Source organism: Pseudomonas sp. XS1P51 (genome assembly GCF_054897845.1).
In genome coordinates this window covers 991,819-1,004,613 of sequence record NZ_CM142707.1, presented here as the reverse complement: position 1 = coordinate 1,004,613, position 12,795 = coordinate 991,819, and the positions used below count along the sequence as shown (strand labels likewise).

Sequence of the window (12,795 nt, the reverse complement as noted above, 5' to 3'; positions counted from 1 at the left end):
GAGTTGAACATGTCTGAACTGAAACTGCATCCCAACGCCGCAGCATCCTTGAACCAGTGGCACGAGATGATCAACAAGGGCGACTTGCACGCATTACCCGAATTGCTGGACCCCAAGGCGGTATTCCGCTCACCGATGGCTCACACGCCCTACCCGGGGGCGGCGGTGGTTTCGATGATTCTCACCACGGTGTTCGACGTGTTTGAGGATTTTACGTACCACCGCGAATTGTCGACCGCGGACGGGTTGAATGTCGTCCTGGAATTCAGCGCCAAAGTCGGTGGAAAAGAGTTAAAGGGGATCGACATGATCCGGTTCAATGAACAAGGAAAGATCATTGAGTTCGAGGTAATGGTCCGTCCCTTGAGTGGTTTGCAAGCCTTGGGCGAGCAAATGGGACAGCGTCTTGGCGCTTACCTGGCGGCCAGCAAAGCCTGAGCACGGCGCCTCACTCCGGGCTCCCGACGGCCAAGCGCTGCGTAAATGCAAGGTGGTAGCCATTGCAATCGCGGACGCCAAATTCCCTTGATCCGTAAGGCATATCCTGAAGCGGCCAGACGATGGCCGCTTTGGAATAAGTGAGCCGTCTCGCGATCCTTCCGCCGTCCGCGGTGGGTCGTTAGCGGCCCTTTAAAATGTACACTCGCAGACAAAAAAAAGCCCCGCAACCGAATGCGGTGCGGGGCAAAAAATTGGTTGGTTGCGGCCAACCAAAGGAGCGCTATGAAAAGCGTTTACGGACGGGGTCAGATGCATTCCTGTGCGGCACGTTCAAAACTCGAAGGCAGGAAATTCGAGGCCAGCAAATGCCGCTCGTAGATGAATACCTTGCCGCCGTTCCCGGCCTTGTAGGCTTCCAGCACGTTGTCCGCCGAGACTTTGCTCGGCACCACGATCCGGTAGCTGCGTTGAGTCTGCGAGACAGTCGGGTTCAACGCGCTGCGCTGCAATTTCGGTACGACGCAGTCGGCGTATTGGGCTGGGGTCTTGCTGGTCTGCAAGGTCAGGGTCGGATCGTTCGGCGTGGAGGCACAACCGGCGAGCAACAAAGAGGCAAACGCCATGACAGGCACGAATAAAGGGCGCATCAGTCTCATCCTGAAAATAAAAGGTTCGGTTCATTCAGCAACGGAATTGCGTCACGGACGCCGCCATTGCCATTTGTGTTGTCTGTGTTCAGTCAGGTGCAGTGACCGATCCGCCCGTCATCAGGACTGACCAGAGCCAGTCGGCTCACTGCCTTCATCGCGCTACTTCTTGAGCCGCGCGTTCGATGGAGGTGATTTTCCGACTATTACCGGCAAAGTAGAACTTGCGTTTCGTAATGGTCACTATTACTTCTAGCAATAGTTGCGCGCCGTGCAGACGGCTGCACACTCAATCACAACTAGAGAAGATTAATGAGGATCTCTCCTTGAGAACTTTTGACCTGATCCGCGACGCCGTTTTGCCTGATTTCCGTGACCGGGTGGCCGAGTACCTGGTCCAGTACGAAACCGTACTGTTGTGCGAAAACGCGCCCGACCCGGAGCTTGCGCGGGCCACCGCCAATCAGTTGCGCGGTTATTTGCGCGGGTTGAACACCACACGCGTGTTGGGCATGGCGGATTGGGAGGAGCTGGATCGAAGAGTGGTAAATACGTGGCTTTAGCGCCCGATCACACACAGGCTCGACCTCCCCCTGAACTGCGCCGCAGCATTGGTCAAAAGTGGGCGTTAGCTGCAATCGGCCATAAGCAGCAGTTCGAGAATGCCCATGAACCCACAGAAAATTCTCCCCACTAGTTTTACTGACTCTCTGGCAATGCTTTGCCGCTCTCGGCAAGCGAGTGCCTCCGACTCACCTCAGCGACCCACCAACGCCCTGAAGAACAAGTACTAAGCGAATGGCCTGACTTTTGCGTTGCTACTCGGTTACCAACCAAGGAGTGTCAAAATGATCGGAAGCAACTTACCTCCTCTGCAGTACGTTGATGGGCTCAGAAGGTCTTTGGAGAGTGGCAAGGTGACCGCCGGCAAGATCCAGGTCGCCAATGCGACAGCGGAAGTCCAGGCACAGATCGATGAAAGTTTTCGCGAGACAGAACGCAATCTGGAACAGCTGACAGCCCGCTATAAACCTGATCCAGGCCGGGCAACGTTCGACGCGAAAAGCAACTCTATCGAACTGCCCGATGTGCAGGCCCTCAGCAAAAGCGACGCTTCGCATGTGCAAGAAGACCTCCAGCCTATGATCGATATCGGACGTTTTGAAGAGAAAACCATCAACGCTAACGATGGCGATTTATCGATTACCAGCGCTGCGGTCTATCAGGAGTGGCTGCTGGCTCGTGTGGGTGTTGATGTATCTGTGTAGGCAGTAATCAATCGACACGCTTCACAGCGTGTCGAGAAAATCGCTCAGGGCCCGTCGCTGGTCCAGGTCCAGGCCCAGAGGTTTCAAGCGCTCACTGGTCTTGGGAAACCGCGGATCGTTTTTCTGTTGTTCGGCGGGTTGCGGGTGGGGCATGCCGGTGTTGTACAAGGCAATCGTGCCCTCCATGTTGACGAACAGACCGTTGTGCATCCACGGCCCGCTCTTGCTGATCAGGCGTAGCGATGGAGTGCGGAAGGCACCGACATCCTGCGTTTTTCCTGTCACTTCGTAGCGTCCAAGGTCTTCATATCTGCGGCCGTAATAGGTCAGCCCCAGGTTGTGAAATTGATCGTCGCTCAGGGTCGGGCCGAAATGACAGTTCATGCAGCGGGCCTGAGTTCGGAACAGGTGCAGGCCATGTAACTGCCGATCACTCATGCGTTGCAGGCGACCGCGCAGGAGCTGTTCGAATGCGGTATTGCGGGTGGCTGTCACCAGTGTGCGCTGGTAGGTGGCCAATGCCTGGGCAATTTGTTCAACCTTTATCGGCCCCGTCAACGCAAAGGTCTGCTCAAACAGCTTGGGGTATTGGGCGTCAGCGTTCAGTCGCGTGAGGAGTTCGTCGGCGGTGAACGCCATCTCCGTGTGGTCGACGATAGGGGCCAAGGCCTGGGCCTCAAGGCTGGGGCTGCGACCGTCCCAGAACAGTTGCCGGGCAAAGCCACTCATCACAAGGCTCGGAGCATTGCGCCGACCGGCTTGACGGTCGTGTCCAAACGACACCCGGCGTCCGTCAGCGAACACTTCGTCGGGTTCGTGGCACGAGGCGCAGGCTATCTGGCCTGAACGAGATAACTTGGGGTCGTTGAACAGGTGCTCACCCAAGGTGGCTTTGGCCTCCGTAAACGGGTTTTCCGCTGGTGACGGTGCCCGCGCCGGCAAGGGTCCCATTTCTTGCCAGACCACATCCGCGTCAATCTGTGGCGCAGGCCATTGCGCGACAGGCTTGCGGTACATTCGGGCGATACATGCTTGATAAGCGGCCAGTTCCGCAGCCTCTGCTTCACAAGGTTCGCCCGCATGGGCCTGTGCCCCGGTCAGCGAACAAGCCAACCAGGCAGCGATCAGAATGGCGTGTTTCAACGGCCTCACGTTAAACCGGCAGCCGGATCCTGGCGTGTTCAAAACCGGTAACCCACTTCAACCATGAATTGGCGGCCGACCTCGTAGGTGGCTTGGTTGTCGCTGTCTGTGCTGCTGACGATGGCTTTGTCCAACAGGTTGCTCACGTCCAGATTGACGAACAGTGCCTGATCCCTGGCGGTGGGCAACTCCCAGGCCAGTCGGGTGTTCCAGGTCAGCGCACCCGAGTAATCGACTTCTTCCCAGACGCGCACCTGTTGGCCGTTGTAGGCGACCATTTTGCCGGTTGGGCCAATACGTCGATAGCCATCGCTGTAACGTAAAAAGTTGCTCCAGTTCAAGTTGAACCTGGGGATTTCGGTGAGGGTAGTCAGGCGCGCTGTCCAGGGGCGGTTGTAATTGTCAGCGGGACGCTCCGAGTAATTCGTGAATGTGCCCTGGTACTGAATGATCGGATCGTCGACATAGAGCAAGCCAATGCTGGTGGTGTAGTCGGACAAGCCCGAGTTCTGCACATCGGTCCAGTCCAAAGCCAGTTGCCCGTTGGTGCGAGTGCCCCAGAGCGAGAAATCGCGCAACGGGGTGATGGTCAGGGTGTAGATGTCTGACTCGCTTTCACCACCGTTGTAGTACGTGAAGTAATTGCTGGCCAATTCCTTGGTGTTGGTACTGGGTTGGCCAATCTGTGAACCCCAGGCACGGGAGATTTGATCGCGCCCTTTGCGGTTGACGTATTTCAGCGCGAACTCGGTGTTCCACTGGATGTGCGTCAGGCCCAGGGTCAACTCATCGTCGTAGGGAATTTCCAGCTCGTTGAACTTGGCACCGTTGGCCACGCGGCCGCTGTAGACCCAGTTCGAGGTCTGGCTGGCCCGGCTGTAGTTGCTCTGCAGAGCGGCAACACCGTCACGCAATCGGTAGGCCGAGAGGTTGCGCCCGTAATAACGGTTGGCACCGCCGATCAGGCGGGTCTGGCCGTCGCCGAACACGTCCAGCTCCACCGCCAGCCGTGGGGCAACAGTGGTCTTGTTCATGTAGTCATCGGCATCGACACGCACGCCCGGCCTGACTTTCAAGCGCCCCCAGCGCATGTCGTCCTGAAGGAATACCGCCCAGGACTGCGTATCGAACCCGATTTTGCCCTGGGTGACGGTTTTGGTTTTTGCGTACTGCCCATTCCAGCCGTTGACTGTTCTGCCGACCGAGCACAATGGGTCGCTGCCCACACAGGTAGAAGTCTGAGCCATCCCCGCAACGGAGTAGCTGGTGTAGGGTGTGGATCGGTCATAGAAGGTCGAACTTTGCGACAGCTCCAGGCCGGTTTGCAGGCTGTGTTCCAGACCATAGGTGCGAAAGCTGTTCCAGTCGGCCTTGAGCTTGTAACCCAGACTTTTCTGCTCTTGTTCGATGTCCCCCATGCCGCCTTCACTGGCCGTGGTTGAGCCGCTCCAGTTCTTGGTGGTCGAGGAACGCCAGGCGATCAGGTAATCGGATTCTGATGAGCGGGAATTTTCCAGCTGGCTCCAGCTCAGGACCTGCTCGACACTGGCCAACGGCGCGTTCCATAGCAGACGTGCGCTGACGCTGTCGCCACCGGCGGTGGTGTCCCTGCCCGAGTACAGTGCATTGCTGCCATAGGTGTGTGCGGTTTCCGGGGCGTGGGTCAGGCTGACATCCAGGCCCCAGTCATCGTTGATTTGCCACACCGACTTCAAGAAATAGTTGTCGATGCGGCGGGTCTGTTCATGTTCCTCGTTGGCCTGAACTGTGTTGTGGCTCAGGGCAAACGTGCGCGTCGGGATGGTGGAGTCCTTTCGCGAGAAACTGCCCATCAAGCCAAAATTATCGGTCAGGTAGCCTTCCAGCGTGGCGCGGGTGATGAGCTTGTCGAATTCAGGCTGATTGCCAGTGCCGAATCCTGCCTCGAACTCCTCCAGGGCCGGGTCGTCCTTATCCACGTGATAGCGGGTCCAGGACGAGCGGGTCATCTGGGCCGAAACCTTGCCGTGCAGGTCCCGACTGGGGTTGCGGGTGTTGGCCTCGATCACCCCGCCGTTGAAACCGCCGTAGGAAGCAGGCACGTTGCTGTCGTAAACCTTGATCTCTTCAAGCAGGTCGGTATCCAGGGCCAGCCCTTGGCTGCGGCCCGCCACCTGGTCATAGCTGTCGGTGCTCGAACCGGGATCGATGTCGTTGTTCATGCTCATGCCGTCGACCACAAACAGGTTCTGCCAGTAACGTGCACCGTTGATGCTGACGTTGGCCGGGCTGATTTCACCGGGGGTCTTGCCACTGAGCTGGCTGTCGTCGAACTGCACGCTGGGGTTGGTGCGCAGCAGGCTGGTGATGTCGCCGTTACCGGTGGGCAGCGACTCGATCGTGCGCCGATCGATGGTCCGTTCGGCCTGATACTCGACGGCCTGGCTGTTGATCCGGGTGCTGTCCAGTTGCAGCACATCGACGGCCTCGCGCTTGTAGATGGAGATGGCGTTGTCATTGCTGTACTGCCATGTAAGGTCGCTGTCATCGAGCAGCCGGGCCAGCGCTTGTTCCAGGCTGAGCCGACCTTTCACCGCTCCGGTCGAAAGCCCTTGCAGCAACTCGCTTTCGACGCTGACTTGCACCCCGGACTGCAGGGCAAACATCATCAGGCCCTCGGTCAATGACCCGGCAGGAATGCCGAATGAATAGGTGCGTTGTGCCGAAGCCGCATGCGGTTGCGAAGTGGCTTGCGGGGCGGCGCCATACCCCAGGCACGGCACGGCGATCAGCAAGGCGAGCACACTGGATTTGGGTAAGGGGAACTGCGACGTTGTGTCGGCGAAACGCTTCGAACGGGCCATTCGGTTACCTGAAGAATGAAGTTCAGACCCGCTAATGCGAATCCTTATCAGTAGCTTTCATGGGTAACAACGAACGGGGTTTCAGGATTTCCAGAAATAAACAAAAAAACGTGGAGTCGATGACACGGCGACTCCTGGGTTATGCATTGGCAGAAGGATTGGAGCGCAGTGCTCAGTCGGCAGAAACCGTCAGCACATAGGGGCTCAGCTCTTTCACCTTGCCGCCCAGCGGCGCGATGGCCGCCTGCAATGCTTGCCGGGGCGAACGCAGATCGAGCGCGGCGGTGATTTTGCGTCTGCCCAGCGCTTCGTCATTGAGCACGATCAGCCCGGATTGGTACTGGCGCATTCGCGCAACGATTTCACTCAGGGGCTGATCGATCGCCAGCATCTGCCAGTGGCGCCAGGCAGCGATCTGCTCCACGGGAATTTGTGTGCGCTGGATGCCCTCGCCCTGCCGCAGGAACCGGATGCCCTGCCCCGGTTTGAGTGGTTCCAGCGCGACGTTTTGCCGACGCTTGTCTGCAACCTTGACCGAGCCGTTTGCCACGCTGACGTCAATGGTGTCGGGAGCTAGCTCTACGGCAAAAGCAGTGCCGGTGACCGTGACCGTGATCGCTTCTGCCGCCACTTCGAAGGCTCGATCAGGCTGTGACTTCACGGAAAAAAACGCCTGCCCGCGCAGCAACGTTACCCGGCGTTTATCGGGTGTGAACTGCACATCAATCGCGCTGCCGCTGTCCAGTTCCACCACGCTGCCATCGGCCAGGGTCACCTCACGGTGTTCGCCGACCGGGCTGCGGTAATCGGCATTGATGCCTCGCCAGTCCGGCAACACCATCACGATGGCGCAAGCTGCCACGGCGCTGCTGATCACCACGCGGCGTAGCCATTGGCGTCGCCTTACCGGGGCCGCTGTCGGCGCAGGCAGGGGGCAATCGAACGTCGGGTGGTCCATCAATTGCCCGCTCAGCCGCCATACTTTCTCGGCCTTGCGATACGCCCGCAGTCGATCAGGAGAGCCTTCAAGCCAGGTTTGAAGGCCTTGTTGCAGCGCGCTGTCGTGCGGATTTTCTTGCACGCGCAGCAGCCAGTCCAGTGCCGTTTCCCAGACTGGATCCTTGGGGCTAGAACCCGCCGATGCGGGTGTTGCAGGGTTTGAGTTACGCACCCGGGCGTGCCTGTGGAGTGTTTTCAGTCATCACTCAATTGCTCCGAGCAGTAGGTGAGCGCGTCACGAACAAGTTGATGGGCAAGGCTCAATGAAATGCCCAAGCGTTGCGCGATGTCCTTGAATGTCATGCCGTGCAACCGGTGCATGACAAACGCCTGGCGAGACCGCTCCGGCAATCGGGCCAAGGCATTTTGCAGCTGCTGCAATTCGTCGCTGTAAAGCGCTTCGCATTCTGGCGAAGGATTTTCAGAAGGCAACCCCTCGAGTTCGTCCTCGCTGGCCGGGTGTCGGTTTTCCAGGGTGAGGCGCCTGTTCAGGTCAAAGGCGAGATTACGCACGATGCGGTACAGGTAGCCCACCGGCTGAGCCAAAGGTATGCGGTCGGTGGTGGCTTCATTGAAGCGCAGCCAGGCTTCTTGAACCACGTCTTCAGCCTTGGACCTGCAGCCCACGATCGGCGACGCATACTCCACCAACGCTTTGCGATGGGAGAGATAGAGTTCAAGTTTTTGACTGTGTTCTGACACAACGACCACGCTTGTAAACACGATGACTGCCTGACAGGCGCGGCGATCTTAAGTCAATTGAGAAGCATTAACAAATGAGACTTAAGTTTATTATTGGCGGCTACACATGCTGAGTGATGGTGTGCCCTTCTCCGCGATCCGCGGCTATCGACCAGAAGCGGGCGTTCAATGTGGACATGGCTGAGGCGAGTTCTTGTCCTCTTCAGGAAGCGCAGTAGCAACGCAAATTTCATTCCTGGGGTGCGGTTGCCCCACCCGTCAGCCTTTAACTGGCTCTCCAAAACTTGCATAATTGCCGGCTTTTTTCGCGACAGGAAGTCCCCATGCAACGGATTGTAATTCTGGGTAACGCCGGTAGCGGCAAATCTACCCTCGCCCGCATTCTCGGCAAGCGCCTGAGCCTGTCCGTCGTGCACCTGGATACGCTGTTCTGGGAGCCCCGCTGGGTCGAACCCGACGCTGAGCAGTTCCGCGAAAGGGTTCGCGAAGCGATCGCATCGGATGCCTGGATTTGTGAAGGCAACTATGCCCGGCGTACCTTCGACCTTCGCCTGCCCCGTGCCGACCTGATCATCTGGCTTGATACGCCGCGGTTCATCTGTTTGACCCGGGTAATCATGCGCAGCGTGATGAACCGTCCTCGGCCTGACCTTGCCGCAGGCTGCACAGAAAAGCTTGATCGGGCGTTCCTGACCTTCCTGAACTTCGTATGGAATTTCGATCGTGGCTACCGCCCGGGTATCGAGGCGGTGCGCCTGGCTATAGGCCCGCAGATTCCGACGGCGCACTTGCGTGGTCCCCGGCAGATTGCGGCATTTCTCGATAGCTTGTCCGCAACGCCTGGAGCCTGCCTTGAATAGACGGATCGTAATTTTCGTTATCCCGGCATTTACCGACGGTCAAGGTCCGCTCCGGGTCGATTGCTACCCCGCAACCATTCTCTGCTAATGTCTTTCAACCTTGTCCGACCGCTCATGGAACGCTCTATGACACCGCTAACGCCAATGGATAACCCAACTCCTGAGCCGCAGTCCGTCTGTAACCCCATCACCAGCAGTGCGATTTTTATCGTTGCAACGTTAGTTCCCGGCAGTGAGGCTGCCAGTCAAGTGCGTGCCTGGTGCGCAGACGTCGCGGCCCTCACGCGATCGGTGGGCAAACGTGTTCCCTCCGGCAATCTGTCGTGTATCTGCGGCTTCGGTTCCACCGCGTGGGACACCTTGTTTGGCAGCCCGCGCCCTGCTTCACTGCATGCGTTTCGCGAGTTCGGTGCAGAGGGACGTCGAGCTATGGCAACACCCGGCGATATTTTGCTGCACATCCGTGCAGACCAGATGGACCTCTGTTTTGAATTGGCGACGCAGTTACTCTCATCACTTGGAGAGGCGATTTCGGTCGTCGATGAAGTTCAGGGTTTTCGCTATTTCGATATGCGCAGCATGATCGGCTTTGTTGATGGCACCGAAAATCCAGTCGGCCGCAAGGCGGTCAACTTCACGATTGTGGGCAATGAAGATCCATCGTTTAGCGGCGGTAGCTATGTGCTGGTGCAGAAGTACCTGCACAACATGACCGCCTGGAACGCGTTATCCGTCGAGACTCAGGAGCGGATTATCGGGCGGACCAAACTGTCCGATATCGAACTCGATGATTCGGTTAAACCGACCTCTTCGCACAGCGCTTTGACGACGATCACCATAGACGGGCAAGAAGTGAAGATCTTGCGCGATAACATGCCTTTCGGCCGACCTGGCGCAGGAGAGTTTGGCACTTACTTCATAGGCTATGCGCGCTCACCTGACCCCATTGAACAGATGCTCGAGAACATGTTTGTCGGCAAACCACCGGGTAATTATGACCGCCTGCTTGATTTCAGCACGGCGGTCACCGGTGGTTTGTTCTTCGTTCCTTCATCAGACCTGCTGGAAGAGCTGGCTGATCGCAAACCTTAGGGTTTGTACATGAGCATTACTTGTCTGACTTGATGCTGGTCCAGACGCGAGTACGAACCCGCTCAAGTTTTTGCGGTAACGGTTGCACCACATAGAGTGTCTTCAACGCCTCGCTGGTCGGCGTCAGGTTCGGGTTGCCCGTGATCTCTTTGTTGATCAGCGCTATCGAATCCTTGTTGGCATTGGGATAACCGAGAAAGTCACTGATGGGGGCGATGACTTTCGGGTCCAGCAGGGTGTTAAGAAACTCGTGGGCCTCGTCAACATTCTTCGCGCTTTTTGGAATGGCAAAGGTGTCAAACCAGATCGGCGCGCCTTCCTTGGGCAGGCGCCAATCAACAACCACGCCGTTGCCGGCTTCCTTGGCGCGATTGCCAAACTGGTAAAAGCTGCCGGAGTAGCCGATGGCCACGCAAATATCGCCATTGGCGATGTCGGTCATGTACTTGGCAGAGTTGAAGTAGGTGACGTAGGGACGAATCTTCAACATCAGCGCTTTGGCTTTTTCGTAGTCGGCCGGGTTCTGACTGTTAGGGTCCAGCCCCAGATAGTGCAGAGCCAGCGGCAGGATTTCCGAGGGTGAGTCGAGCATGGCCACGCCACAGGACTTGAGCTTCTCCATGTTCTCGGGCTTGAACACCAGATCCCAGCTGTCCACCGGTGCATTGTCACCCAACGCCGCTTTGACCTTGGCCGGATTGAAACCGATCAGCACGGTGCCGTACATGTAAGGCACGCCGTACTGATTGCCGGGGTCGTTCTTGTCCAGCAACTTGAGAAGCGCAGGGTCCTGGTGTTGCCAGTTCGGCAGCTTGGACTTGTCCAGTTTCTGGAACACCCCGGCCTTGATCTGGGTTTCGATAAACTGGTTCGACGGCACGACCAGGTCGTACCCCGAGTTACCGGTCAGCAGCTTGGCTTCCAGAGACTCGTTAGTGTCGAAGGTGTCCCAGGTCACTTTGATGCCGCTGTTTGTGGCGAAGTCCTTGGGCACGGACGGCAGGATGTAATCCGCCCAGTTGTACACCCGCAATTCGCGTTGTTCGGCGTGCACTGCGCTGGCCAGTAGCGTCAGCCCACAAACTGTGACGCCCAGTATGCGTTTCATAGTGACCATGGATTATTTCCCCAAGTGTGTAGCTCGATGGTTTTTATGTTCTGTACACGGCAGGCGGCCTTCAAATCAGCCAAGGGCAAGGAAGATCAAAATTCTGTTTGTGGTTTTTTCTGAATCAGTAGCGCTGATCTGATTCTTGCTGACGGACTTGTGAGTTCATAGTGTGAGGTCGGCCAAAAGGAGATCGTAATGGCCAATATGAATGTCCGGATGTATAGGCATCACAGGGAAAATACCCCTTCGATTATCCATGCACATGAACAGTGATGGCAGAAACCAGGGATTTTGTTCCTCTACTCGCTCCCCTAGCATCAGGTCCACAACGTACTGAATAGAGGAACACCATGAACACGCCCGATTTTTTTGTGACTCCCGGTTATGGGGAAACCCTGCGCAACGCATCGCACTACTCGCAAGCGGTAAAGATTGGCAATCGAGTGGAGACCTCAGGCCAGGGCGGCTGGGATGACGAGCTGCAAATTCCCGAATCGCTCGCGGATGAAATTGCTCAGGCATTTCGCAACCTGGAGCGAACCCTGGCGACTGCGGGCGCGGGTTGGGAGCATGTCATCCACGTCAATTCCTACCATGTGGGAGGTTTCCCCCCGGAGGTTAACGAGGTGGTGACCAGGCTCTATCGCCATTACATGCCCGATCACGCCCCGATCTGGACGCAAGTCGGGGTCGCGGCGCTTGGTCTTCCAACGATGCGCATTGAAATCCGGGTGACCGCCATTGTCCCTGAATGACCCCACCAATCAGTTAATGGACGACACTTCGCCGAAGGTCTGAATCACCCAATCGATAAACACTTTTAACCTGGCGGTTTGATGTCGATTGGGTGGATAGACAATATGAAGCGCCATGGCCGGTCGCGACCAGTCTTCCAGAATCGGGACTAACCGGCCCGCGTCCAGATAGGGCTGAACAATGTGCCTGAAGTGCTGCCCGATGCCGACGCCCGCGAGCATCATTTCCTTCAGGCCATTACCGTCATTCGTCGAAAATACGCAGTGATTGATTTCATATCGATCAGTCCCACTTTCGAAAATCAGCGGTTCGGGCTTCCCCGTCACGGCAAAGAAGTAGCCTGCCTGAACGTGGTGTGTCTGGAGGTCGATGGGCGTGGAAGGCGTCCCCATGCGCTCAAGATAAGCAGGTGCCACGCATGTGACGTACTGAAGTTCGGCGACCTTGCGCCCGATCATCATGTCATCCAGTCGGCCGGCTCGAATCACGCAGTCCACGCCCTCGCCCACGATGTTTACCGGTCGGTCACTGATTCCCAGCGCGAGGGTGATATCGGGATACTCGCGATGAAAATCCGGTAGCGCGGGTATCAGCAGGCAATTGGCGAAGGATGCCGGCGCATCCACTCTCAGGTGTCCGCCCGGCTTGAGCTCTTTCCCACGCGCCGCGTTGTCGACCGAGTCCAGTTCGGCAATCAGACGCATGGCGTGACTGTAGTACTCCAACCCGTCCGATGTGGTGGTCACCGCGCGGGTGGTGCGATGCATCAGTTTGATGCCCAGATGCTTTTCGAGGTCGGTGATCAGCTTGCTGACCGTCGAGCGTGGAAGCGCCAACTGGTCGGCTGCGCGGCTGAAAGAGCCTGTCTCCACAACACGCACAAACGCTCGCATGGCCAAAAGTTGGTTCACTGTCGTCTACCCGCCTGGTGAT

At 57.4% G+C, this 12,795-nt stretch carries 13 protein-coding genes; 6 read left to right on the top strand and 7 right to left on the bottom strand.

What is annotated here, in order from left to right; translation table 11 throughout:
- The first annotated feature begins 9 nt into the window (after positions 1-9).
- On the top strand, positions 10-438 hold the full coding sequence (locus ACYZUD_RS04730; protein WP_462022850.1) for a nuclear transport factor 2 family protein: 429 nt from the start codon (positions 10-12) through the stop codon (positions 436-438).
- Between the two features lie 308 nt (positions 439-746).
- Here ACYZUD_RS04730 and ACYZUD_RS04725 read toward each other — a convergent pair whose 3' ends face one another.
- Positions 747-1,088, bottom strand: a complete 342-nt coding sequence (locus ACYZUD_RS04725) for a hypothetical protein (RefSeq protein WP_462022849.1) — start codon at positions 1,086-1,088, stop codon at positions 747-749.
- 326 nt (positions 1,089-1,414) lie between these two features.
- Here ACYZUD_RS04725 and ACYZUD_RS04720 point away from each other — a divergent pair, with 326 nt between their 5' ends.
- Together ACYZUD_RS04720 and ACYZUD_RS04715 are read left to right on the top strand one after the other, a co-directional pair.
- Positions 1,415-1,651 (top strand): hypothetical protein, encoded by a 237-nt coding sequence (locus tag ACYZUD_RS04720; RefSeq protein ID WP_462022848.1) that lies wholly within the window; start codon positions 1,415-1,417, stop codon positions 1,649-1,651.
- Between the two features lie 285 nt (positions 1,652-1,936).
- Complete coding sequence (locus tag ACYZUD_RS04715) at positions 1,937-2,356, top strand: hypothetical protein (RefSeq protein WP_462022847.1); 420 nt, start codon at positions 1,937-1,939, stop codon at positions 2,354-2,356.
- Positions 2,357-2,377: 21 nt separating this feature from the next.
- Here the strand turns inward: ACYZUD_RS04715 and ACYZUD_RS04710 are convergent, their stop codons facing one another.
- From ACYZUD_RS04710 to ACYZUD_RS04695, 4 genes are all read right to left on the bottom strand, one after another.
- Positions 2,378-3,373 (bottom strand): cytochrome-c peroxidase, encoded by a 996-nt coding sequence (locus ACYZUD_RS04710; protein WP_462022846.1) that lies wholly within the window; start codon positions 3,371-3,373, stop codon positions 2,378-2,380.
- 164 nt (positions 3,374-3,537) lie between these two features.
- Positions 3,538-6,342, bottom strand: coding sequence for a secretin and TonB N-terminal domain-containing protein (locus ACYZUD_RS04705; RefSeq protein WP_462022845.1), 2,805 nt, complete (start codon positions 6,340-6,342; stop codon positions 3,538-3,540).
- Between the two features lie 172 nt (positions 6,343-6,514).
- Entirely contained in the window at positions 6,515-7,513 is a 999-nt protein-coding gene (locus ACYZUD_RS04700; RefSeq protein ID WP_462022844.1) for a FecR family protein, read from the bottom strand.
- A 23-nt stretch (positions 7,514-7,536) separates the two neighbouring features.
- Positions 7,537-8,043, bottom strand: a complete 507-nt coding sequence (locus tag ACYZUD_RS04695; protein WP_462022843.1) for a sigma-70 family RNA polymerase sigma factor — start codon at positions 8,041-8,043, stop codon at positions 7,537-7,539.
- A gap of 323 nt (positions 8,044-8,366) precedes the next feature.
- On the opposite strand from ACYZUD_RS04695, the gene ACYZUD_RS04690 reads away from it, so the two are divergent.
- The gene (locus ACYZUD_RS04690) at positions 8,367-8,903 is read left to right on the top strand and encodes a P-loop NTPase family protein (RefSeq protein ID WP_462022842.1); all 537 of its coding nucleotides are present in this window, start codon (positions 8,367-8,369) and stop codon (positions 8,901-8,903) included.
- A gap of 144 nt (positions 8,904-9,047) precedes the next feature.
- Entirely contained in the window at positions 9,048-9,995 is a 948-nt protein-coding gene (locus ACYZUD_RS04685; protein ID WP_462025183.1) for a Dyp-type peroxidase, read from the top strand.
- A 16-nt stretch (positions 9,996-10,011) separates the two neighbouring features.
- On the opposite strand, the gene ACYZUD_RS04680 is transcribed toward ACYZUD_RS04685, so the two are convergent.
- Positions 10,012-11,112, bottom strand: coding sequence for a polyamine ABC transporter substrate-binding protein (locus ACYZUD_RS04680; RefSeq protein ID WP_462022841.1), 1,101 nt, complete (start codon positions 11,110-11,112; stop codon positions 10,012-10,014).
- A gap of 344 nt (positions 11,113-11,456) precedes the next feature.
- On the opposite strand from ACYZUD_RS04680, the gene ACYZUD_RS04675 reads away from it, so the two are divergent.
- Positions 11,457-11,861, top strand: coding sequence for a RidA family protein (locus ACYZUD_RS04675; protein WP_462022840.1), 405 nt, complete (start codon positions 11,457-11,459; stop codon positions 11,859-11,861).
- 9 nt (positions 11,862-11,870) lie between these two features.
- Here the strand turns inward: ACYZUD_RS04675 and ACYZUD_RS04670 are convergent, their stop codons facing one another.
- Complete coding sequence (locus ACYZUD_RS04670; RefSeq protein WP_462022839.1) at positions 11,871-12,773, bottom strand: LysR family transcriptional regulator; 903 nt, start codon at positions 12,771-12,773, stop codon at positions 11,871-11,873.
- Positions 12,774-12,795: the final 22 nt, after the last annotated feature.

Bases quoted from the DNA above. Each gene is read 5' to 3' on its own strand.
- ACYZUD_RS04690 (WP_462022842.1), top strand. From the start codon at position 8,367: ATGCAACGGATTGTAATTCTGGGTAACGCCGGTAGCGGCAAATCTACC.
- ACYZUD_RS04705 (WP_462022845.1), bottom strand. From the start codon at position 6,342: ATGGCCCGTTCGAAGCGTTTCGCCGACACAACGTCGCAGTTCCCCTTA.
- ACYZUD_RS04685 (WP_462025183.1), top strand. From the start codon at position 9,048: ATGGATAACCCAACTCCTGAGCCGCAGTCCGTCTGTAACCCCATCACC.
- ACYZUD_RS04675 (WP_462022840.1), top strand. From the start codon at position 11,457: ATGAACACGCCCGATTTTTTTGTGACTCCCGGTTATGGGGAAACCCTG.
- ACYZUD_RS04715 (WP_462022847.1), top strand. From the start codon at position 1,937: ATGATCGGAAGCAACTTACCTCCTCTGCAGTACGTTGATGGGCTCAGA.
- ACYZUD_RS04710 (WP_462022846.1), bottom strand. From the start codon at position 3,373: ATGTACCGCAAGCCTGTCGCGCAATGGCCTGCGCCACAGATTGACGCG.
- ACYZUD_RS04680 (WP_462022841.1), bottom strand. From the start codon at position 11,112: ATGGTCACTATGAAACGCATACTGGGCGTCACAGTTTGTGGGCTGACG.
- ACYZUD_RS04730 (WP_462022850.1), top strand. From the start codon at position 10: ATGTCTGAACTGAAACTGCATCCCAACGCCGCAGCATCCTTGAACCAG.
- ACYZUD_RS04725 (WP_462022849.1), bottom strand. From the start codon at position 1,088: ATGCGCCCTTTATTCGTGCCTGTCATGGCGTTTGCCTCTTTGTTGCTC.